General features: G+C 38.0%; 18 protein-coding genes. 11 read left to right on the top strand and 7 right to left on the bottom strand.

All coding sequences use genetic code 11. The features are described from left to right. Positions 1-11 precede the first annotated feature (11 nt). A complete protein-coding gene (locus FY049_RS08025) occupies positions 12-536 on the top strand; it encodes a hypothetical protein (protein WP_056510676.1) in 525 nt (174 codons plus the stop codon). A gap of 120 nt (positions 537-656) precedes the next feature. On the opposite strand, the gene coq7 is transcribed toward FY049_RS08025, so the two are convergent. Next, positions 657-1,292: a 2-polyprenyl-3-methyl-6-methoxy-1,4-benzoquinone monooxygenase gene (gene coq7 / locus FY049_RS08020; protein ID WP_004720993.1), complete on the bottom strand. Its 636-nt coding sequence runs from the start codon at positions 1,290-1,292 to the stop codon at positions 657-659. A gap of 1 nt (position 1,293) precedes the next feature. Continuing rightward, positions 1,294-2,613: an MFS transporter gene (locus FY049_RS08015; RefSeq protein WP_004720991.1), complete on the bottom strand. Its 1,320-nt coding sequence runs from the start codon at positions 2,611-2,613 to the stop codon at positions 1,294-1,296. A 175-nt stretch (positions 2,614-2,788) separates the two neighbouring features. Between FY049_RS08015 and FY049_RS08010 the strand changes: the two genes are divergently transcribed. Both FY049_RS08010 and FY049_RS08005 read left to right on the top strand, forming a co-directional pair. Next, the gene (locus FY049_RS08010; RefSeq protein ID WP_056510681.1) at positions 2,789-5,533 is read left to right on the top strand and encodes an autotransporter assembly complex protein TamA; all 2,745 of its coding nucleotides are present in this window, start codon (positions 2,789-2,791) and stop codon (positions 5,531-5,533) included. A 35-nt stretch (positions 5,534-5,568) separates the two neighbouring features. Beyond that, the gene (locus tag FY049_RS08005; protein WP_446083476.1) at positions 5,569-10,098 is read left to right on the top strand and encodes a translocation/assembly module TamB domain-containing protein; all 4,530 of its coding nucleotides are present in this window, start codon (positions 5,569-5,571) and stop codon (positions 10,096-10,098) included. Positions 10,099-10,464: 366 nt separating this feature from the next. Here FY049_RS08005 and FY049_RS08000 read toward each other — a convergent pair whose 3' ends face one another. After that, positions 10,465-12,093 carry a long-chain-fatty-acid--CoA ligase gene (locus FY049_RS08000; RefSeq protein ID WP_004720985.1) on the bottom strand — a complete coding sequence of 543 codons (1,629 nt, stop codon included), beginning with the start codon at positions 12,091-12,093 and terminating at the stop codon, positions 10,465-10,467. A 734-nt stretch (positions 12,094-12,827) separates the two neighbouring features. Between FY049_RS08000 and FY049_RS07995 the strand changes: the two genes are divergently transcribed. The 6 genes from FY049_RS07995 to FY049_RS07970 all read left to right on the top strand — a co-directional run bounded on the left by FY049_RS07995 (position 12,828) and on the right by FY049_RS07970 (position 17,597). Then, positions 12,828-13,040, top strand: coding sequence for a hypothetical protein (locus tag FY049_RS07995; RefSeq protein ID WP_004720981.1), 213 nt, complete (start codon positions 12,828-12,830; stop codon positions 13,038-13,040). A gap of 152 nt (positions 13,041-13,192) precedes the next feature. After that, a complete protein-coding gene (locus tag FY049_RS07990) occupies positions 13,193-13,900 on the top strand; it encodes a hypothetical protein (protein WP_327858571.1) in 708 nt (235 codons plus the stop codon). Positions 13,901-13,934: 34 nt separating this feature from the next. Next, positions 13,935-14,900: a 2-hydroxyacid dehydrogenase gene (locus FY049_RS07985; protein ID WP_056510709.1), complete on the top strand. Its 966-nt coding sequence runs from the start codon at positions 13,935-13,937 to the stop codon at positions 14,898-14,900. Positions 14,901-15,072: 172 nt separating this feature from the next. Beyond that, a complete protein-coding gene (locus tag FY049_RS07980; protein ID WP_446083501.1) occupies positions 15,073-16,470 on the top strand; it encodes a M48 family metalloprotease in 1,398 nt (465 codons plus the stop codon). 150 nt (positions 16,471-16,620) lie between these two features. Beyond that, positions 16,621-16,980 (top strand): hypothetical protein, encoded by a 360-nt coding sequence (locus FY049_RS07975; RefSeq protein WP_105712807.1) that lies wholly within the window; start codon positions 16,621-16,623, stop codon positions 16,978-16,980. 38 nt (positions 16,981-17,018) lie between these two features. Next, entirely contained in the window at positions 17,019-17,597 is a 579-nt protein-coding gene (locus FY049_RS07970) for a GNAT family N-acetyltransferase (protein WP_446083475.1), read from the top strand. Positions 17,598-17,703: 106 nt separating this feature from the next. On the opposite strand, the gene FY049_RS07965 is transcribed toward FY049_RS07970, so the two are convergent. Together FY049_RS07965 and rpsU are read right to left on the bottom strand one after the other, a co-directional pair. Further along, complete coding sequence (locus tag FY049_RS07965; protein ID WP_004720970.1) at positions 17,704-18,150, bottom strand: GatB/YqeY domain-containing protein; 447 nt, start codon at positions 18,148-18,150, stop codon at positions 17,704-17,706. Positions 18,151-18,188: 38 nt separating this feature from the next. After that, complete coding sequence (rpsU, locus tag FY049_RS07960) at positions 18,189-18,404, bottom strand: 30S ribosomal protein S21 (RefSeq protein ID WP_001136722.1); 216 nt, start codon at positions 18,402-18,404, stop codon at positions 18,189-18,191. A 145-nt stretch (positions 18,405-18,549) separates the two neighbouring features. Between rpsU and tsaD the strand changes: the two genes are divergently transcribed. Continuing rightward, complete coding sequence (gene tsaD / locus FY049_RS07955; RefSeq protein ID WP_056510717.1) at positions 18,550-19,566, top strand: tRNA (adenosine(37)-N6)-threonylcarbamoyltransferase complex transferase subunit TsaD; 1,017 nt, start codon at positions 18,550-18,552, stop codon at positions 19,564-19,566. Between the two features lie 67 nt (positions 19,567-19,633). On the opposite strand, the gene FY049_RS07950 is transcribed toward tsaD, so the two are convergent. Next, a complete protein-coding gene (locus tag FY049_RS07950) occupies positions 19,634-20,173 on the bottom strand; it encodes a hypothetical protein (RefSeq protein ID WP_224965382.1) in 540 nt (179 codons plus the stop codon). A gap of 110 nt (positions 20,174-20,283) precedes the next feature. Between FY049_RS07950 and FY049_RS07945 the strand changes: the two genes are divergently transcribed. Then, positions 20,284-21,630, top strand: a complete 1,347-nt coding sequence (locus FY049_RS07945) for an esterase-like activity of phytase family protein (protein ID WP_446083474.1) — start codon at positions 20,284-20,286, stop codon at positions 21,628-21,630. Between the two features lie 127 nt (positions 21,631-21,757). On the opposite strand, the gene FY049_RS07940 is transcribed toward FY049_RS07945, so the two are convergent. Next, positions 21,758-22,816, bottom strand: a complete 1,059-nt coding sequence (locus FY049_RS07940; protein WP_446083473.1) for a type II asparaginase — start codon at positions 22,814-22,816, stop codon at positions 21,758-21,760. Positions 22,817-23,091: the final 275 nt, after the last annotated feature.

Raw genomic sequence — 23,091 nt, 5'->3', positions numbered from 1 at the left:
GTTAAAAAACAATGTATTTTAAGCCCTTGGCATTATTCAGTTGTGTGCTTTTATTTAGTGCATGTCGCCATTTACCTGAACAATCTGTTACACCAGTACAAGCTGTAAGTGAAGTGCAAAGCTTACAACAGCGGGATAACAATCTTAAGCAAAAAGTGAATGCTTATACACAAGATCAAGCTTTATTTGATGTGGCATTTGATGATCTCAATCAAGATGGGCAAGATGAAGCCATCGTGCTTTTAAAAGGGCAAGATTGGTGTGGGTCTGGTGGTTGTACAATGCTGATCTTTCAAGGAAAATCTAATCACCAGTTTGACTTTTTAAGTAAAACAACCTTGGTGGATACGCCAGTTTACTCTACAACATATATGCATAATGGTTGGAAGCAAGTGCTGGTTTATAGCCGAAAGCATGGGCAAGTGATGTTGAAATTTGATGGAACTCAATATCCGCTCAATCCATCTTTATTGCCTGTCGCAACTGCAAAATTGCCACCGAATACAGCTAAATTACTTTTGGGTGTTGCTGACTAATTTTTTATTTTAACCCACATCTCTATATCAAAATGTGGGTTAAACAGAACTTAGTAAAATGCTAAAAAACAAGCCCAGCAAGTGGGCCTGTAAATCAGTTAAATCAGACTGTTAGATAAATTAGATAAAATAACTGGTCTTGGTCATCAGTTTAGAAATAGCAGTCATGGTGATCTTCACTGGAATAGGCAGCTCTACACCACCAGCAGTTAATGCTGTATCACGATGATGCAGTTCATCTTCATTCATCTGCACCAATATTTTACGTGAGCGCTCGTCTTGAGCTGGAAGCTGACTGATATGGTGTTGTAAATGTAAGCTGACTTGGCGTTCAGTTTCAGCCACAAAACCTAAACTGTATTTATCACCTGCAATGCCAGCAAGCGCACCCATACCAAAAGAAAGACCGTACCATACAGGATTCAGCAAACTGGTATGACTGTCGAGCTCTTTTAAACGATCTTCACACCAAGCCAAATGATCTTGTTCTTCAATTGCTGCAAATTCCATTTCACGACGTACATTTGGAAGTTTGGCTGTTAATGCTTGCCCATGATAAAGCGCTTGAGCACAGACTTCACCACTATGGTTAACGCGCATTAAGCCTGCAACATGACGTGCTTCACTGACAGCCAGCTTAGTTTCTACTGCATTGGACGGATTGCTTCTTTGTGCCGAAGTTGCACCAGGTACTAAACTTCTTAAAGCTTGGTCAAATGAATTGATCAATTTATCGATGCCAGTATATTGACGCATATTAGTCCTCCAAAGAAACCTGAGTTGTCGCTATTAATGGTTTTAAACGAATTAATAACCAAGTACTAAAAATAGCACTCAGCACAGCTGTGATACAGAATAAGATTTTAATATCTATTTTCAAAATACTTAAGATGAGAATAGAAAAAATTGCCGATGAAACCATGAATATTGCATTAAAAATATTGTTTGCCGCAACCACACGTGCACGGTGAGATTTTGGGGCATAGGCTTGCATCATGGCATAAAGTGGAACGATATAAAAACCTCCACTTATGCCCAATAAGGTCACCGCAAGCATGACATGATAATAAATTGCCCCTGAATTAAACATATCAGAAATCGCAATCAGATCACCAGTACGTTCTGGAACAAAAGCCAAACTAGCTGCTAAATAGAGTGCAAATAGCGTTAAGCCAATCGCACCAAGCGGTACCATTTTGATATTCACTTCTGCACCGCCAATTTTACGGCACAGTAACGAACCTACGCCAATGCCGACAGAAAAAAATGTAAGTAATAAACTAACAACATTTTCATTGGCATGTAGGTTTTGCTGTGTTAACTGCGGGATTTGTGTGAGATAAGTTGCACCATAAAACCAGTACCAAGAATTGCCTAAAAGTACGATAAAAATTAACGGTAAACTTTTAGCATAGCGGATGGTTTGGAAACTGGTACGGAAGAAATTCCAATCGATTTCTAAGTCTTCATTTGAAGTAGATTGTTTAAGGACAAAACGACTGGATAAATAACCCACTACTGCAATAGATACGATGGTTAAGCAAATCCAGATCATATTGCCTTGTGACAGCGAAATGACTGCGCCGCCTAAAATCATCCCAATTAGAATCGCAATGGATGTGCCTGACTGAAACAGGGCGTTACCAGACATCAGTTCATTGGGTTTTAAAATTTCAGGCAAAATCGCATATTTGATTGGCCCAAAAAAAGTACTATGCGTACCCATTAAAAATAAGGCGAAGAGTAAAATCCAAAGATTACCCAATAAAAAACCCGCTGAGGCGATCAGCATGATGATGATTTCTAAAATTTTAATACTTCGGACTAAAAATGAGCGTTCGTATTTATCTGCAATCTGACCTGCGGTCGCAGAGAAGATGAAATAGGGTAGAATAAACAGTAACGCAGCGAGATTGTTGAGTGTACTGATATTGGCAGACTGATGATGAATCCAACCATAGGTAATGACGAGTAATAATGATTGTTTATAAACATTATCATTCAGGGCGCCAAAAAACTGGGTAAGGAACATCGGTAAAAAACGTCTTGTCCCTAAAATATGCTCATTTTTTTCCATTGTAGACGACTTCATTTAGTTATATATAAGAAATGTGTTGAAATGGTAACTATCTCTCAAAATCATGTATCATGTTTTTAACTTAAATCATGTGTAAAACCAATTGGTTTGGGTATTTGAAAGATTTTTAATAATTGATCTTTCTACAAATAAATTTAGGTCATTCGAGCTTGGTATGCCAGCAAAAATTAATTTTAAAAAATCTGTGCTTTCACATAGTGTACATTTACACTTTGACCGTTATCATATCAATAAACTGATATGTTCAAGTGTTTTTTTAAGTGTTTTTGCGATCCCTGTCAGTTATGCCGATCAAATACAAAGCAATCAGAACTTGCCATCAAGCTCTGAAACCATCAGTACAAGTTCTGAAAAAATCAGCAATACTCAAGAACAATTAGAATCAGCGGCCATTCAACAAGGCGTACCCAACGAAAAGATCGACCAGTTAGATCAGAAAATTCAACAAGCTCAACAAACGGATCAAGTTGATAGCGTTAAAATGCTTGAACAACAAGAAAAAAATATGGGGGTGCAAGATGATTTTAAGCCGATCCAATTTGAAGATCTTGAAGAGTTACCTGCTGTTGCTGTGGATCAATCGTTGGCAAATGAAATTTATAAAGTTGCAGAAGATGCGAAAACGGATGCACAGAATTTTCGTAATGGGGTGACCAAAGCACCTCAAGTTGAAGTGACTAATGCGACCCAGCAAGAATTGAATGAAATTACGCAAGCGCCAGTCAATGTCGATCAGCTTATACAAACTATTCGTGCAGACAATAAAATTTCTGTAGAGGAAAATCAATCGGGTAAAACCTTGGTTGATAATACACAGAGCAATACTGATGAAGAAAAAGCTAAACCTGGTTTCTTTAAAAGTTTAGTCAATAAAATCCGTGGACCGCAAGACAACGGTGTACCTATTCCAAAAATCGGTGTTTCCGTAACAGGTGCGCCTACGGTTCTTGCAACTAACTTAAAAGCAAAATTAGGAACCTTTACCCAAGAAGCATATTCTGATTTTAATGGCTCGGTGCCACAGTTAAGAACATTGGCGGTACAGGCTGCCCAAGCAGTAGGTTATTACAATGCAGAATTCAAGTTTACTAAAATTGATGATACTCATTTAGGGGTTAAAGTCACTCCACATGATCCAGTCAAAGTGGCTGAACAAAATATTGAGTTTACAGGGGCTGGCTCTAAACTGGCACAGTTCCAAGTTATTGGCGTACTTCCTGATTTAGAAGAAGGAGATATTCTCAATCATGGTGCTTATGAATCTACCAAAAGCCGAATAGTAGATGCAGCATCGAATAATGGATTTTTTGATGGTTATTGGCGTTTACATGATGTCAAAGTTGAACAACCACAAAACAAAGCCAAAATTGATTTAAAATACGAAACGGGCGATCGTTATAAACTCGAAGATGTAGAGTTCAGAATGAGTGATCCTTCTAAGCCGCTCCCAATCGATTTAAAAATCTTAAAAACTTTAGCGCCGTGGGAAGATGGTGCGGATTACACTGCATGGCGTGTTAATGGTTTGGCCAATAACTTAACCAACTCACGTTATTTTAACTATACCTTGGTTGATGCGATTAAACCGGATGCAATTGTAAAACCACTTGAGCTTCCTGCTGATCTGCAAGCCTTAGTAGATCAGCAAAAAATCACTGAAACAACATTGTCTGCGCAAACCAATGCCGATAAAGCACATTTGTCAGATAAAGAAGTGACCCAAAATGTGGTCAATGAAAATCAGTTTGCGGGAACGCAAGGTGAAGAAGTCAATCCAAACTTAAAGCAGCTTCAAGCGCAACAGAAAGAAAAAGAATCCGATGATGATCTATTAAAAGATCAGGCACGTGAGAATAAAAAGATTCCTGTGATTGTGACTTTAAATGCGGATCGCTTAAACAGTTTAGAAACAGGTATTGGTTATGGGACCGATACAGGGGTACGTTTACGTAGCCAATATAGACGTGCGATTGTCAACCATTTAGGGCATTCTTTTGATGCCAATATGGAATTGTCACAAATTCGTCAAGCGATTGATGCTCGCTATAACATTCCTTATAAACATCCATTAAATGATTACTTTAGTTTGGTTGCGGGTTATGAACGAGAAACCCGTGATGGTATTGGTAATGACATGGATTTGGTTATTGAGTCTGCGGTAGCCGGGGTAGACCGTATTATTAAAGGTTCAAGAAAAGAGTGGCAGCATATTCTTGGTGTGCGTTACCGTTTAGACCGTGTTACTCAAAATGGTCCTGTAGATATTGCCAATATTCCTGATGCTTTTTTAATTCCTGGTTCAAATCAAGAACAGCAGTCATTGTTGTTGGGTTATGAAGCAACCAAAACAACCAGTGATAATCGGATCAATCCAACACGCGGATATAAGCAAAGTTATAAAATTCAGCTTGGCAGTAAATCTTTACTTTCAGATACGGATATGGCGATCACCAGTGCAGATTGGAAAGGTTTATATTCTTTTGGTCAAAATGATAATCATCAGGTTGTTGGTGGTTTGAATGTCGGCTATATTTTTGCCAAAGATTTTGAACAAGTTCCTTATAATTTAAGATATTTCGCTGGTGGGGACCAGAGTTTACGAGGCTTCGATTATAAGAGCCTATCCCCAACGGAATATGGCTATAAAGTCGGTGGTCAAGGTTTGGCTGTCGGTTCATTGGAATACAACTACCAATTTAAAGAGGGTTGGCGTGGCGCAATATTCAGTGACTTTGGTAATGCTTACGATAAATCATTTAGTAACGATACCCAATATAGCTTAGGCTTAGGAATCCGTTGGAAGTCACCAATTGGTCCAATTCGTATTGATGTTGCATCAGGTGTTTCAGATCCTGCTCGTCCAATTCGACTGCACTTCTTTATTGGTTCACAACTTTAATTAACTAAAAATATAAGAGAATTACTGGAAATATTATGGCTGATGAAGAACATCAAGATGTTCAAAATGATCAACTAAAGCAAGAGCAGACACCGAAGAAGCGCAATATATTGCGTAATATTCTGATGTCATTGCTTTTGGTCATTATTTTATTGATTGCTGCATTGGCTGTGATGTTTAGTACCGATAAAGGCAGTAAGTTTTTATTGGATCGGGTTGCTTCAAGCCAGAAAATTATTGATTACCAATATGAAAGCGGTAACTTGCTTCAAGGGATTATACTTAAAAATGTTTTGGTCACTCTCGCTGCAGTTGATGTCAAAATTGATTGTGCAGATGTTTCCTTGGGTTGGCGCGCAATATTAGATAAAGAAATTCATCTGAGCCATGCTGATGTTAACAATTTAAGAATTATCAGCAAAACACCACCAAGCGATGAACCCTTTAAGTTTAGCGAAATCAAGTTACCCTTTGTTTTACGTTTAGATGAAGCAAATGTAGATCATATGCAGTTTCAAACCGCATCTACAAAAATTGATTTTAACGATATTCATTTAGAAAATGCATTGTGGTCGGGTACAGAGTTGAAGTTTGAAAACTCTAAAATGGACATGGGCTATTTATCTGTAAAAGACGCGACAGGTAATATGAACTTTAAACAAGGCGATTATCCGCTGAATGCCAAGGCAATTTTGCGGATCCCAAGTTTAAAAAGTTTAAATGTTGAAGATATTTATGTACATGCGCGTGGCTCACTCGACACAATTAAAGCAGGTGTTGCGACTAAAACGCCCGATCTTTTAACGGGTTGGGCGGTGATCCATCCGATGCGTCATGATGTTCCAATGAATGGTGCTTTGGTTTTTAAAGATTATCATTGGCCGTTGTTGCAGGAACAAGAATTACTGTCTAAAAATGGCTTGGCGAAATTTCAAGGCGATGTTAAAGGCTTAAGCTTAGATATCAATACAGACATTAGTGGTAAAAATATCCCACAAGGTCAATATACCGCTTTAGCACATACCGATTTAACCAATCAGTTGAATATTAATAATTTAAATGGTCAATTGATGGGTGGTGCTTTAAATCTTGCAGGTTTGGTCAGTTGGCAAGATCATGTGCATTGGGATGTGCAAGGCCGTTTAGATCGAATCAATCCAAAAGATAAAATTATCCCACAAGTGATTCGAGACTTTTTACCTGTTTCGCTTGATGCCAAAATTGGTTCAGTGGGCGAATTAAAACAAGGCATGCATTTAACCGCCAATGTTGATTTTGATAAATATGAAGCTTGGAACGTTAAATTAGATCAAGCTGAACAAAAGGGTAAAAAGCCTGAACCGATGTTATTGGGTGTTAACTGGAAAAATATTGACCGAGCAGTGCCTTATGTGGGCTGGTTGAGCAGTGAACAAGGTCAGGTTGAAGTTGCACTGGTTGACGATCAGCAAAATATTCATGTGGCAACCGTTGTACGTCAACATGAAAAAGGCAGTTTACCTGAGGGCAAATACACAGCTCAGTTAGACCTAAAAGGCAATGATCTACACGTACCAGCATTTGAATATGTGGCAACGAAAGGTAGTTTATCTGGAAATGCAATCGTTGAATTACCTACTGAAAAACGCCAGTTAAAATGGAATGCCTTGCTCAATGCAAAAGATTTTAATCCACAAAGTATTGTCGCAACAGCACCAGTAGATTTAATCAATGGGCAGATAAAAGCCAATGGTTTTGCAAAACCAAATCAACAATTGATTAATTTTGATGCGATTAATTTAACCGGCCGACTTGCAAATCAAGCCAACCCTGAAACAATCCAATTGACTGGTAAAAGTACAGCCGCAGTTATTTTTAACGATGCCAATGCAGGTGGTGCTTTTAAAGGCTTTGCAGTGAATTATGATGGCGCATTAAATGCGTCACAGCTGAAACAAGGCAGTGGCTTATTAAAGATTAGAGTTGCGGGTACACCAGAGCTAATTAAAATATCTGAGCTACAGCATGATGGTGTTGCAGGAAAAATCTTAGCCAATGGCTTGGTGCATATCAGCAATGGCATCGGTTGGGATATCAACGCATCTTTGGTGCGTTTTAAACCGCAATATTTTGTTTCTTCTGTGCGTGGTGAAGTTTCTGGGAATGTGAAGACTCAGGGGAATTGGTCAGATCGTCTGAAGAGAATTAATATTCAACAATTGAATATTGCAGGCATGATCAATAGCAAACCATTGAGAGGACGCGGTAACCTTGCAGTTGTTTTAAATTCTGATTTAAAAGGCTTGATGCCACAGCAATTTGAAGCCAACAACTTATTTTTGTCTTATGCCAATAACCAAGTTCAGGCTACAGGAAATGCACAGAATCTACGATTAAAAGTTAATGCACCTGCATTATATGAACTTTATCCAGGATTACGTGGTACAGCATATGGTTATTTAAATTTACAAGCACAACCGCGTTTAAGTGCAACTGCAAACCTCACAGTCGATAATTTTAGTTTTAATGATAGTCTAAGCATTAAAAAATTAAGCTTAAAGGGTGAATTGCCAACCTCTGAAACTGTAGCGTCGAAAATGGTGGCGCAAATGGAAACTTTACGCAGCGGAAACCGTGAGATTCAGCATGCAGGGATTACACTTTCTGGAACACGTAAAGCACATTTATTACAGCTTCAAGCATGGAACTATTATTCTAAGTTTTATGTGCAGCTTGCAGGTGGATTTAATGCGCAAAATGATTGGTTAGGTCAGATTCAAAAAGGTGAGTTTGACTCAGTAAGAGCACATTTATTACAACAACAAAATGCACCTGTTATTTTTAACGCCTCAAAATCGGAGTTATATGTTGGACAGCATTGTTGGTCAAGTCAGCAAAGCCAATTGTGTTTTGATCAACCGATCCGCGCAAGTCAGCAAAATGGTAATGTTTCCTTTGTTACTAAAAATTTAGATCTGAATGATTTTGCCGCGTTTATGCCAGAAGGTTTGGCACTGACGGGTAAGTTAAATGGTTATGCAAAAGCATCATGGGCGAAAGGTGCACAACCTAAGCTAGATGCTAAGCTGGTTACCCGGAATGGGCAAATTGGTATTGCTGCAGAAGATCCAAATGACCCTTCAACTTCGATGAACTATGACGAAGCCAGTGTAATTGCGAAAAGCATAAAAGATGGCTTGTTGTTGCGTGTTGATTTAAAAGCACCGAATGTCGGAACAGGCTATGCCAGCCTCATTGTCAACCCATATGTCGAGTCTAAGCCGATGCGTGGTGAGGTGGCATTTAATGAAGTTCAGTTGAAAATCTTAAAGCCATTTATTGCCGATGTACGTAAACTCGATGGGACTTTGTCGCTTGCAGGAAAAATTAACGGTACGCTGACACAACCATTGTTTGATGGTGAAATGCGCTTGAAAAATGGTGAAATTAGTATGATTTCACTGCCTGTGAATTTGAATAATGTTCAGATTTACACTTCAATTCGTCAAGACGTTGCAACAATTAATGGTGCATTTAACAGTGGTCGTGGTGTCGGTAAAATTAATGGCAGTATCGATTGGAAAAATGATCCACATATACAATTACGTCTCAATGGCGATAAATTGCTGATTCGTCAAGCACCGTTGATTACTGCGGTTGTCGATACCGATATTGAACTGGATGCTTTACCTTTAAGTAAGAAACTGACCGTGAAAGGTAAAGTTGATGTACCTAGTGCATTAATTTCAATGCCTGAATCCAGTGCAACCGTAGTCAATGTGTCACCTGATGTCCGTATTGTAAAAGAAGGTCAAAATCAGCTGGCCGTGCTTAAAGCAGCACAGCCGTGGTCTATACGTGCCGATGTTTCAGTAAACTTGGGCGATAAAGTTATTTTCCAAGGCTTTAACAGTCGTATTCCATTGGTGGGGCGTCTTTATCTTTCTCAACGTGGTTTGGAAACTGCAATGCGTGCCAATGGTGCGATTGGTGTCAGTCAAAAAGTAACCGTTGAGGCTTATGGTCAGCGCTTAGACTTAAATCGTGCCATTGCTCGTTTTAATGGCCCATTGTCTAATCCTACATTGGATGTCGATACCAATAAGAGTATTTCTGGCAGTACGGTAGGTCTACGTATTACAGGCACAGCTTCTAGTCCAAACATTCAAGTTTATAATGATGCTGGTTTGTCTGATCAGGAAGCGATGAATGCTTTAATTACAGGACGTATTAATGAAGGGTCCAGTGGTTTAAGTAATGCTGAAGGATTTAAATCGGATGTAAACAATACGATTGCAGCAGCAGGGATCAGTTTGGGGCTAGGTGGAACACGTGCATTTACCAACCAAATTGGACGTACATTTGGTTTAAGTGGTTTGTCATTTGATGCACAAGGTACAGGCGATGATACTCAGGTCAGTTTGACGGGTTATATTACGCCAGACTTGTATATTCGTTATGGTGTGGGGGTGTTTACACCAGTGAATAAACTGACTTTACGTTATCAAATGAATAAACGTTTATATTTGGAAGCCAGCCAGTCTTTAGAAAAAGCCATTGACGTGTTCTATCATTGGAGATTCTAGATATGGATAAAACATTTTAGATGCAATTGGCATTGAAATGTAGTTGATCAATATTGAAAAACTCGGATTACGATCCGAGTTTTTTATATTTATATCAAATGAGATGAATCATTGAGCTAAACAAAGCACATCGTAAAATGCATGGAATATGAGTAGTGCAAAGATTTTGCACATGCTATTGCAAAGCCAATAGGTGAGTATATTAAAGATCTTTATATTGCATTTGTTTTGCTGATTTACACTGATTATTTAAGGCTGATCATGGGTTGAATATCTAATTTTTTAGAAATAGAAAAGTCCAATGAAATATTGGGCTTTTAAAACTGATTTGAAGATGGCGTTACACGCTAAAGCACTTCAATGGTGTTATTCAGTTAATAGCACATCACCATATTGTTCACGTAAATCACGCTTTAACATCTTACCCGTCCCTGTTAAAGGAATGGATTCAACAAAAATGACTTTGTCGGGGATTTGCCATTTTGCAATCTTATCAGCATAGTAATCCAGTAGATCTTGCTCAGTAATGTGAGTGCCTTGCTGTTTAATCGCAATCACCACTGGGCGTTCATCCCATTTCGGGTGGTTTGCTGCAATGACGGCAGCCATCGCAATTTCAGGATGATTCATGGCAATATTTTCAAGCTCAACAGAAGAAATCCACTCACCACCTGATTTAATTAAATCTTTGGCACGATCGCTTAAAAGCAAATAGCCATCTTCATTAATCGTGGCGATATCACCAGTATCAAACCAACCATCGGCACTTAATGCTTTTTCTGATTTGCCATAATAAGATTCAATAATCCAATGGCCTTTTACTTGCAGATTCCCCGTGCTATGTCCATCACGAGCAACTTCATGTGTGCCATTTTCTTCATCGGTAATACGTAAATCTACGCCGAAAGGTGGTCGACCTTGAGATAGGCGAACTTTGAACTGTTCTTCTTCACTTAAATTTAAGTGTTTGGCTTTGAGCTGATTACCTGTACCCAATGGGCTCATTTCAGTCATGCCCCATGCATGAATGGTTTCGCAATGATAAATATCTCTAAATGCTTTCATCATCGCTGGTGGGCAAGCTGAACCGCCAACAACATTGCGTTTAAGGCTTTCAAGAGTGCTGCCAGATTGTTTTGCTGCGGCAAGCAGGCCTTGCCAAATAGTCGGTACACCAAGTGCAATACTGACTTTATATTCATCAATCATTTGTACTAAGCTGGCGCCATCTAAACCCGGCCCCGGGAGTATCAACGTACAACCAACCATTGCTGCGGCATAAGGTGTACCCCAAGCATTGACATGGAACATGGGAACCACAGGTAACATAATATCTTTTGCAGATAAATTTAGAGAGTCGGGTAGCGCGATCGCATAGGTATGTAAAATGGTTGAGCGATGACTATACAATGCGCCTTTTGGATTGCCTGTTGTCCCTGAGGTATAGCATAGAGAGCTTGCAGTATTTTCCTCAAAATTAGGCCACTCGTACTGTACAGAATGTTCTGCAATCAGCACATCATAGAACTTAACATCTGGGAGGGCATCGGCAATATCTTGGTCAAAAGCACCCAGATAAACGAAATGTTCTACATGAGGGGTAAGGGCTTTCACTGCTTTGATTAGTGGTAAAAAGGTTTTATCAAATAACACCACTTTGTCTTGAGCATCATTGATAATAAAGATCAATTGTTCAGGAAAGAGTCTAGGGTTAATGGTATGGCAGACCAAGCCACTTCCAGAAATTGCATACCAAGATTCAAGATGACGATGATTATTCCATGCAATCGTTGCAACTCGGTCACCTAAGCCTAAACCCAGTCCAGCAAGTGCATTGGCAAAGCGTTTCGCATTCTCGCTTACATGTGTCCAATCTGTCTTTGTAATCGTGCCATCGGTATTTTTTGAAATAATCGCAGTATCACCATGATAACGCGTAGCATGCTCAATGAGGCTACTGATTAATAATGGTTGCTGCATCATACGTCCTTGCATATAAAATTCCTTTATAATCTTGTTGATAGGCTTAAATTGTATTTTTCTCAGAAGCTTTCTAAGTGAAAAAATTTGTTAAATAGAAAAAGCTATCATTTCATCCTATATAAAAGTCAGATTAAATCAAGCTTAAAAACAATATTTTTTGCAACATTTTTGTTGTTTTAACCAATAAAAAACAATAACTTAGTTGGATTATCACAATTTGAAAATTTGATGATGAAATTGGGGGTATCAGACTAAAGAACTAGGAAAAAGTATTATTCATATATATGTATATGTGCTAAACATATTACATGTCTTGTTAAGGCATTGATGTTTTAGGATGAAACTATATTGACGTGAGATATTAAAAGGAGTTTTAGAATGTTTCAAAAAATCAGAAAATTATTGTGTATCCACAGTTTTGAATATGAAATTGGACATAATATTGTGGTTAAAGAGTGTCGTAAGTGTGGTGCTCATCATTAATTTTCTAGAAGCTATCTCAAAATATCACTGTATTATGATCATTCGATAAAATATGGTGATATTTAGAAAGCGTTATATCTCTAAATGAAAATAATAAAAATCTAGTTTTTCAAGCTGATTCATTCAATCTTATGGCGATAGATGTCCTTGTTTGATTGCATATGGCTGTTTTATTTTATTGCTTAAGGCTGTCTTGGTTTTTTCAGTATGGTTAAATTTACGTTAGAATAACCCTATTCTTGTTTTATTGTCTTTGAATCATAATGTCTAAAGATTTTTTAGCTGAAAATTATATTGTCGATGAACATCTTGCTGATACTTTAAATTGGTTATGCCAACATCAAGATTGTTATGATGCCTTTCAATTTGATGTGTTGACTCAAGAACTCAAAGTTCATCATGCCAATGGTACAGATATCATTCGTCAGGGGATGTATCTTACGGCAAAGTACGGAATTTTAATCACATCTTTATAGTGAGTTGGTGCTCAACGATTGTCGCTAAAATCAGCATGTAACATATTCTTGCGCTTAAATTTAATTTATCGTGTTTTTTTACTTTGATTAATGCGACAAAAAAGTCAAAACACAGCTAAAATATAGCTTGAATAGTGTGTATTGAATCCATAATGAATATGAACGTATCAGAACATCAGCGTAGCATTTTGGCTACGATGGGAATAGAGCTTTGGATCCCCAAGGTTGATGTTCAAACACGTCATTATGAAAATGCGCTATACCGTGATATTGCTCAAGTTGAACGGGATATTGCTGTTGTGCCTGAGTTGAACACGCATTCAACTCAATCTGATGCAAAATTAGAAAATCAAAATGTACAGCCGTCACAGATTGAAAAAGCACATCAGCCTGAAGTTTCTTTATTAAAACGAAATCCAGAAACACAGCAAACTGAAGAAATTTCAGCGCCTGAACAAATTCAGCAACAGACAAACTTTATTGTCGAGCCTGCATTACCAATTGCGCCATTTGAAATCCAAGCCTATTGCATTGAAAGCTGTGTCATCTTTGTCGATTGTACTCAAATCAGCGCTGACCAATTAACACTATGGGGCAATATTCAGCAGGCGCTTGTAGGGCAATTTTATGATTTAAAATGGCCTTTTCCAATGTTGCAGCTTCAAGATGGAAGAGGGGCTGCGATGTATATCCAAGGGTTTGTTGATGCTTTAAGGCAAGAGCGTAAAGTCATCAGTCTTGGTCAATTGCCTTATTTAAACAATACTGAAATGTTTGAATTGGCAAGTCTACAAGAGATGATTGAGCAACCTTTATTAAAACGCCGTCTATGGCAATTTATGCAAAATAAACTGAATTAGTTTTCAAGATCTGTACTGAGAGGTTTTCTGGGATATGAATAAAAAAGTGGTTGTATTTAGTCAAATCGACTCAGAAGTTCAAGCAAAATTAGCAGAAAAATATCAGTTGGTTGTATTGAATCCTAAGCAAGGCGATATCAATGCACAAATTCGTCAAGCGGTTGTTGATGCAGACGCAATGATTGGTGCGGGTCGTTTGATTAATGAAAGCAATATAGCCACTGCAGAAAAATTAAAAATTATCTCCTCTGTCAGTGTAGGCTATGATAATTACGATGTTGATTATTTAAATCAAAAGAAAATCTGGTTGTCGAATACACCACACGTATTGACCGAAACGACTGCGGATTTAGCGTTTACTTTGTTGATGAGTGCTGCACGTAAAGTACCGAGTCTAGATCACTGGACCAAACAAGGTGAGTGGCAACGTACAGTCAATGCGACACAATTTGGTCAAGAAATTTTTGGTAAAACTTTAGGAATAATTGGTTTAGGTCATATCGGTGCAGCAATTGCACGACGTGGATTTTATGGCTTTAATATGAATATTTTGTATCATAATCGCCGTGAAAAAATCGAAGTTGCACAACAGTTTAATGCACAATATAAAAGTCTTGAAGCACTGTTAAAACAAGCTGATTTTGTTGTGGTTGCGGTAGACTTAAATAGCCAATCTAAAGCATTAATCGGTGCTCAAGAGTTTGCCTTGATGCAAAAGCATGCTGTTTTTGTCAATATTGCGCGTGGTTCAGTAGTGGATGAACAGGCATTAACTGAGGCTTTACAGAACCGTCAAATTTTTGCTGCGGGTCTAGATGTATACCAAAAAGAACCATTGCAACAATCGCCATTGTTTGAGTTGGATAATGTCGTGACTTTACCGCATATCGGCTCAGCAACTGCCGAGACGCGCAAGAAAATGGCGGAACTGGCTTTTCAAAATTTAGTCGATGCTTTGGAACAACGCACACCAAGATATTTAGTCAATGAAAACTTCTAGTTGATGTTGAATGTTTGCTGACAATGCAAATTACATATGAAATGTTTACAGCCCCCTAACACTTCATTGCGAATTTGTACTAAATTCAATGTTATATTTAGAATATTAAAATAATTGGGACGATCAATTGAACAAGACCTTCCTCAGCCTTTGTCTCTGCTTAAGCACTTCAATTAGCTCAGCTGATGATTTTCTGCAAACTCAAAATAGTACTCAATTTGAAGTACCTGAAATTGGCAGTGGGGTGGGATTTATTGATCAACAAAAAGAAAAAACCATTGGTGAAAAAGTTTATCGTCAAGTTCAACAGCAAATGCCAGTTCTGCAAGACCCTTGGCTGGAAGATCAGTTTATGCTGGTTTTTTCAAAAATTCTCAGTCAGACCCAGCTTTCACAGCCAGTAGGCTTGGTGGTGATCAAAGATGCTCAGATCAATGCATTTGCAGTACCTGGGGGCATGTTTGCCTTAAATAGTGGGATGATTACAGCTTCAAGTAATATGGATGAAGTTGCCAGTGTAATGGGACATGAAATTGCCCATGTCACACAACGTCATTACAGCCGTTCGCAGGAAGCATTTAAAGGTCAAGGTTTATTGGCGCTTGCAGGAATTATCGTCGGTGCTGCATTGGCGTCCAAAGCGGATGGTGATATTGGTGGCGCGGTGATGATGGGTACACAAGCTGCATTGATGGACAAGCAGCTCAGTTATAGCCGAAATCAAGAACGTGAAGCTGATCGGATCGGTATGCAGTTTATGTACGGGGCTGGATATGACCCAGAAAGTATGGCTGATTTCTTTGAAACCATGCATCGTTCTACCAGTCGTTTAAGTTTTTTACCTGATTTTTGGTTAACTCATCCCTTAACAACAGAGCGTATGAGTGAAGCAAGATTAAGGGCAAATCAGTTCCCAAAAGTTCCTTTTCGTGCCCAGCAATCTGATTTTGATATTATTAAATGGTATACCGCAGTAATTTCGGGACAAGCCACTGACCGTCAATTGCTGGCTTTAGCACAATCGAATAATTTAGCGGGTTTATTGGCTTTAAGCGAATTTTATTTGCTGCAAGGTGATTATGACAATGCGCAGACGCAGCTGAATTTAGCCAAGAAGGTTAACGCAGAACATACTTTGGTTACCTTGATTCAAACTTATATTTATTTAGGGCGAAATAAATTAGATGATGCCTATCAAACCATCATCAGCAAGCAAATCATAACCCCAGAAAATCGTGCATTAAGTTATAAATTAGCCGAAGTTTATATTCGACAGCAGAAACCCAAAGAAGCCGAGCAATTGGTCAACCGTTTTGTGAATAAAAATAATAAGGACATTATTGGCTGGCAATTGTTACAACAAGCGGCAAATTTAGATAAAAAGAATCCAATGCGTACAGTCAATGTGCTGAGAAATAGGGCGGAAGTTCAATATTGGTCTGGTGATGAAGAAAATGCAATTAAATCACTTTTACATGCCAAGCGTTTAGCTAAAGAAAATAATGCGATGAGTGCCCGTATCGATACACGCTTAAAGGTGATGCAAGATGAACGAAAGTTAAAAATTTAAAAGCTTGATTTAAAGAACTTAAAACTTGAGTTAAAAAACTAAAAATAATGGGTGATTTTAAATGAGCCATTAAAGAAAATTTACTTTCTATTCTTGCTTGAACAGGTTAAGCTAAAATCACTTAAAGTTATAATAAAGTATTTGATTCACATGAAGAAAATTTTAATCGCATTCAGCATTTTTTTCTATGCTCACTCAACATTTGCAGCAGTACCAGAAAGCTATGTTCGAGAAGTTGAGCGTATTTCGGCGCAATACAGTGCAGATATGAAATTTTTTTTACGTAGTCTAGATCCGAAATTGAGCCAGTTTAACCCGCAACAAGAGTCACAATTCTGTGGCATTGTTAAAAAATATGTCGATGATATGTATAAAACGACAGATGAAAATCGTCAATACCTCCCACCATCAGCGCAATCTATGACCAAACAAAATGTGATTGATAAAGTGATGTTGTCACCTGAAATGCAGTTACTTAAAAAATATAATATTCAGTGTGATTTGAAATAGGTTTATCTTTAACATCTTACATCTGAGCCACATTATTTATGGATTTTAACCAATTTCAAATTGAAAATGATCAGATTGTTCTCAACATCATTCAAGTATCTGATGCTGAAGATTTATATAGTGCAATAAAAAATAGTTTAACCGAGCTTAGAAAGTTTCTTGCAAGTTTAGTATGGGCATTGGAAGAACCTAATTTGCCAGCTTCAATGGCATTTTGTCAATCTCGTTTGGTGGCGTTATTAAATAAAGAGAACTTTGTATTTATTATCCGTTTAAAAGAAACTGATGATTTTTTAGGGGTTATCGATATCCATGCAATTGATTGGTTGCAAAATACTGCATCTATTGGGTTTTGGGGAAACTCAAAATTTAAGCAAAAAGGCTACATGTCACAAGCGCTAATACTATTTGTAAGTAGTTTATTCTCGAAATGGAATTTTTTGGGTTTAAATGCTTATGTCGATGTAGAAAATATATTGGCACGAAAATTATGTGAAAAAGCAGGGTTTTTACTTAAAGATATTCAATATCAATCTGTACAAAATCCAGTCGATGGTGGCTTTAGAGATATTTGCCATTATCAGATAGAAAATAAATTAAGTGATATTGTAGATTGACGATTTTGGGCTATTTAACAAGAAACTATTTCATTGCAAAATAATTTTTATTTAAGTTGTTAAATAGACCAAATCAAACAGAAATTCAGATTTAAGAACGTTGGGTTTAGCCAAGTTTTGCTTTAATTTTTGCTGAAACTTGTGCTGGATCGGCACGTCCGGCTATGATCGGACGTAGAGAATTCATCACCTTACCCATATCTTTCATGCTAGTTGCACCTTGCGCAGTAATAGTTTGCGCAATGAGAGAATCAAGCTCGTCCTCTGACATAGCTTCAGGTAGAAACTGAGATAACACCTCAATTTCGGCTTGTTCTTTACTAGCTAAATCTTCACGGCCTGCACCTTCAAAGGCTTTGACCGATTCTTTACGTTGTTTGATTTGCTTTTCAATGACCGCAAGAACCTGAGTATCGTCAAGCTCTATGCGCTCATCGACTTCGATTTGCTTGATTGCTGCCTGTAGACCACGAATTACCGTTAACTTACCCATTTCTTTAGCACGCATTGTTGCTTTTAAAACATCAGTTATTTGGTTTTTTAAAGTAGTCATTTATCTGTCCAGGTGAGTCAATCAATCACAAATTAATCTTAGTAAAGGCGAGTAGTACGTACTGATTCACGCGCCAATTTCTTTTGGTAGCGTTTAACAGCAGCAGCTTTTTTACGTTTACGTTCTTGAGTAGGTTTCTCGTAGAATTCACGTTTACGAACATCAGCTAAAACACCAGCTTTTTCGCATGAACGTTTGAAACGACGGATAGCTACGTCTACTGGTTCGCCTTCTTTCAATTTAACTTGTGGCATGAAGAATCCTCATTAAGTTATGGATAAGATCAGGGTCGAATTACCCTAGATCACAAGTGAAGGTCAGTATTTTACTCATTTACATCTCATACCACAAGTCTATAATAGCTTTAGCAATATTTTGAAATGGGTAAAAGGCAATTTAATGATCGTTCTGGGCTTAGAAACTTCATGTGATGAAACAGGATTAGCGCTCTATGACAATGAAGTCGGCTTAAGAGGACAGGTGTTATATAGTCAAATTAAATTGCATGCAGAGTATGGTGGTGTGGTCCCTGAGTTGGCCTCTCGTGATCATGTTCGGAAGTTAATTCCTTTGATTAATCAGTTGCTTGATCAAAGCGGTGTAAAAAAATCAGAGATCGATGCAGTGGCGTATACGCGCGGCCCTGGCTTAATGGGTGCACTGATGACAGGGGCATTATTTGGTCGCACCTTGGCTTTTGCCCTGAATAAACCCGCGATTGGCGTGCATCATATGGAAGGTCATATGCTTGCTCCATTATTATCCGAAAATCCACCTGAATTTCCGTTTGTCGCATTATTAGTGTCAGGTGGACACACTCAATTGATGGCAGCACATGCAATAGGTGAGTACGAAATTCTAGGTGAGTCGATTGACGATGCCGCTGGTGAAGCTTTTGATAAAGTCGCAAAAATGTTGAAATTACCTTATCCGGGTGGTCCAAATATTTCAAAATTGGCGGAACAAGGTGACAAAAATGCTTTTGAATTTCCACGTCCAATGTTGCATCAAGGGCTAGATTTTTCATTTAGTGGTCTAAAAACTGCTGTTTCAGTGCAGTTAAAAAAATTAGGTGAAGAACAACGTGATGCAGATATTGCAGCTTCATTCCAAGAAGCTTTGGTGGATACTTTGGTTAAAAAGTCGATTAAAGCATTAAAACAGTCGGGTTTAAGACGGTTGGTGATTGCGGGCGGTGTCAGTGCCAATAAACGTTTAAGAGAGCGTTTAGAAGCAGATTTAGCTAAAATTAAAGCAACGGTTTATTATGCAGAACCTGCTTTGTGTACAGATAATGGCGCAATGATAGCGTTTGCAGGTTATCAGCGTTTAAAAGCTGGACAAAAAGATGGTTTATCGGTGACGACAACACCACGTTGGCCAATGACTGAATTGACTAAACCTGAATTAGTTTAAGTCTGATATTGAACGGATTGTTAAATTTAAAAAAGAGGCGAAAGCCTCTTTTTTTTGGATTTAAAATTTAACGCGAATAAGGCTTCCACGTTTTGCTTTTGTTATCATAGTTATATTGAACCTGATCATCGTAATTTGATTCAAATTTTGTATGACCATATTGATGACTGATGCTAAAACAATTTTTGATATTGCTATAAGTTTCATGTGTGCCAGGATGATCACCATCGAATTGCGAACCCATTAAGCATAATTTGGCGTCATTCAATGCAAATGTATAAGTGGGCTTCTTTTTGACATTGCCTTCATTATCTTCCCAACCCGTGAACTGATAATTGAGTGGATAGACAATCCCTGTTTGGCTATCTATAGCAACCATTTCTAAAGAATCTGAAGTTCCCGTATTGAGTAAAATATATTTTTTATCAAAATTAGGCTGCATTGATTTAAGCGCATTTTTGTATTTGGCAAGGTTGGCTTTAGAACAATAATCGCCATTAAAATAATCACTCTGACACTCAGAAACTTTTTTCAACGTCGTCCCAGCATATGCCAATTGTAGTGATGCAGAACAAACAATCAGTGATAGGGCAAAAAATCTTTTCATTTATACTGACTTTGAATGTGTATTTATACAGTTTATCGCATTTCTTTTACTGTGGTTTATCTGATTTCATGATAGAAAATAATCAGAATATTAAAAAATGAGATTGGCATATGGACTTATTGTCTTCTGAACAGCATATCAACCTAAGCAATATTGACACAGATCTTCAGCTTTATAAAAAATTTAGCCAAGGCGTGCGTTTACCTTATGAGGTTTTAAACATTCACAATATTCCTGATGGTGCAAAACCCGGCCATTTTATCGAGGTTCGTTGTGGTGGGTTTGGTTCAGAAATTTCAGCTCACCCTACAGAAAAGTATCAATTCTATGCACTTACAGATCGTGGGCCGAATACCACGTATAACGTCAATCAGGATCATGGCAAAATCTTTTTAGATCCTGACTATACCCCTAAAATTGGATTATTTGAGTTAAAAAAAGATGGAACTATTCAAAAAATAAAAGAAATTTTATTAAAAGATCCAATGGGCAGAAATATTACAGGTTTGCCTAATCAGCATTTTGGCGCAAGTAAAGAAATTGCCTATGACCAAGATGGAAAGAAATTAGCCATAGGGACAGATGAATTTGGATTGGATGCTGAAGGTTTGGTTGCACTCAAAGATGGTACTTTTTGGGTCAGCGATGAATATGGTCCTCATATTGTGCATTTTAATGCAGATGGGCTAGAAATTGATCGTATCAATGCCTATGTTTTAGATGAGCGCAGAACATCGGGTTATTTATTACCTCAAGAATATGCTAATAGACGCCAGAATCGAGGAATGGAAGGTTTAACCATTACACCCGATCAAAAAAAGCTGGTGGGCATCATGCAATCCACCATGAGCAATCCCAATGCATCGGTAAGCAAATCAGATCTTGTGCGTATTGTGATGATTGATTTAGAAAGCAAAGTCGTTTCTCAGTATTTGTATCAACAAGAAGGGGGTGCAAAGACCTATTCAAATACAGCAATTACAGCCTTGAGTTCCACGCAATTTCTAGTCGCAGAACGTGATGATGATTTCTATAAAGATAATCCTCAAGCATTTAAACGGATTTATAAAATCAATCTGCAACATGCCACTGATTTGGAAAAGCTAAAGCCAAGTTCAACGATTCGGCAAGATGAACAATTCGGTCTGTTGATAGCGGAACAAACCTTGGAACAATATGTGTTAACAGCAGGCTGGAGTGGTCTGGCTCAACAGGGTATCTACCCAGTAGAAAAAACCTTAGTGGTGGATTTGGTTGCGCGTTTACACTATCCGCACGATAAAATTGAAGGTCTATGGGTGATTGATGAACAGCATTTAGGGGTTCTCAATGATGATGATTATACTTTTTCTGAAACGGATGGAGTATTGGAACAAAAGTATTTGGATCACGATAAAAATATCATTGATGGCAATACACTTTATATCCTTGATCAATTGGATTTAACAGCAGATTAAGTATTTATTCATACAAGATAAAATTAAACCGCCAAATTAATTTGGCGGTTTAATGAATGTATTTACGATTAACTTTGTGCTGGTTTTAAACTTGATTCAAGTATTAAGCTTGATTCAGATATTAAACTTAGTATTCCCAGAACATCCGTTGAATTTCTTTTGCATCTTTGGTTTTGGTCAGTGCTAAAGCAGCTAAAAGTTTTGCTTTTTGCGGATTTAAATCGTGAGCAACGACCCAACCATATTTATCATCAGGCTGTTCAGCATTACGTAACACAAAACCTTGTGGAACGCGTGAAGAACGAATGATCTGTACACCTTGTTGCTGGAGTTGGTTTAATGTCGGAACAATATAGTTGGCAACAGAACCATTACCTGTACCTGCATGAATAATGGCTTTAGCACCCGCTTTCGCATAGGCCACATAGGCATCTGGAAGCATATTGCCTGAACCATAAATGATTTGCACGATTGGTAGCGCATCACCCTGAATGTTTTCAATATTAAACTCAGAGCTATTGTTAAAACGTTTTGCAACGTTTCTAAACCAATAAGGTTTACCTTCAACCAGTGTACCTAAAGCACCCCATTGGCTGACAAAAGCATCAGTATGAATATTGATGGTCTTTGACACATCACGTGCTGCAAAAATATCATCATTCATTAACACAAAAACGCCTTTGCCTTTGGCACTGTCTGCGGCAGCAAGCGCAACAGCACTATAAAGGTTCAAAGGGCCGTCAGCTGAAAGCGCTGAAGGTGGACGCATAGAACCAACAACGACAATTGGTTTATCTGTATGAACTGTAAGACTTAGAAAATAAGCAGTTTCTTCTAAAGTGTCTGTACCATGGGTAATCACCACGCCATTCACATCGGGCTTTTTAACCAATTCGTTCACTTTGCGTGCAATGGTTAAAAGCTCTTTGTCAGTGATACTTTCTGAAGCAACCTGTAAAGCCTGTACGCCTGTAACATTGGCAAGATTTTGAATTTGCGGAACTGCATTCAACAAATCATCTACAGGAACTTTCGCAGCAGTATATGTTGCGCTATTTGTAGAACTTGCTCCAGCACCCGCGATCGTACCGCCAGTTGCGACGACAACGACATTATTTTTTGCATAACTCGTAAAGGGTAAAAGCATGCCAATTGCAAGTGTAAGTGCAGTAACCGTTTTTTTCATAAACTATCCTTTTCAATCATTGTTCTGGTCATAAGCATTTTTTGTACCAGTTTTTAAATCTATATAAATACTGAGCTGTTGCCCATACTTATTTAAAAATGTAATTTTTCAAATAATCACTCAAATTTATAGTTACATACTATTAAAACTGGATAAAGTGCTTGCCAGTGCGTTTTTTCAGCATTCAATGAAGATGTTGTGCAATATAACATCAATGACTAAGTTTTTAGTTGTACAGTTGAATTGAGCAATTAAAAAAGGCATTCAATTTTGAA

It is taken from the genome of Acinetobacter sp. 1125_18A (genome assembly GCF_052824985.1).
Note: the sequence above shows the minus strand (reverse complement) of the source record. Positions and strands in the feature narration are given on the sequence as shown.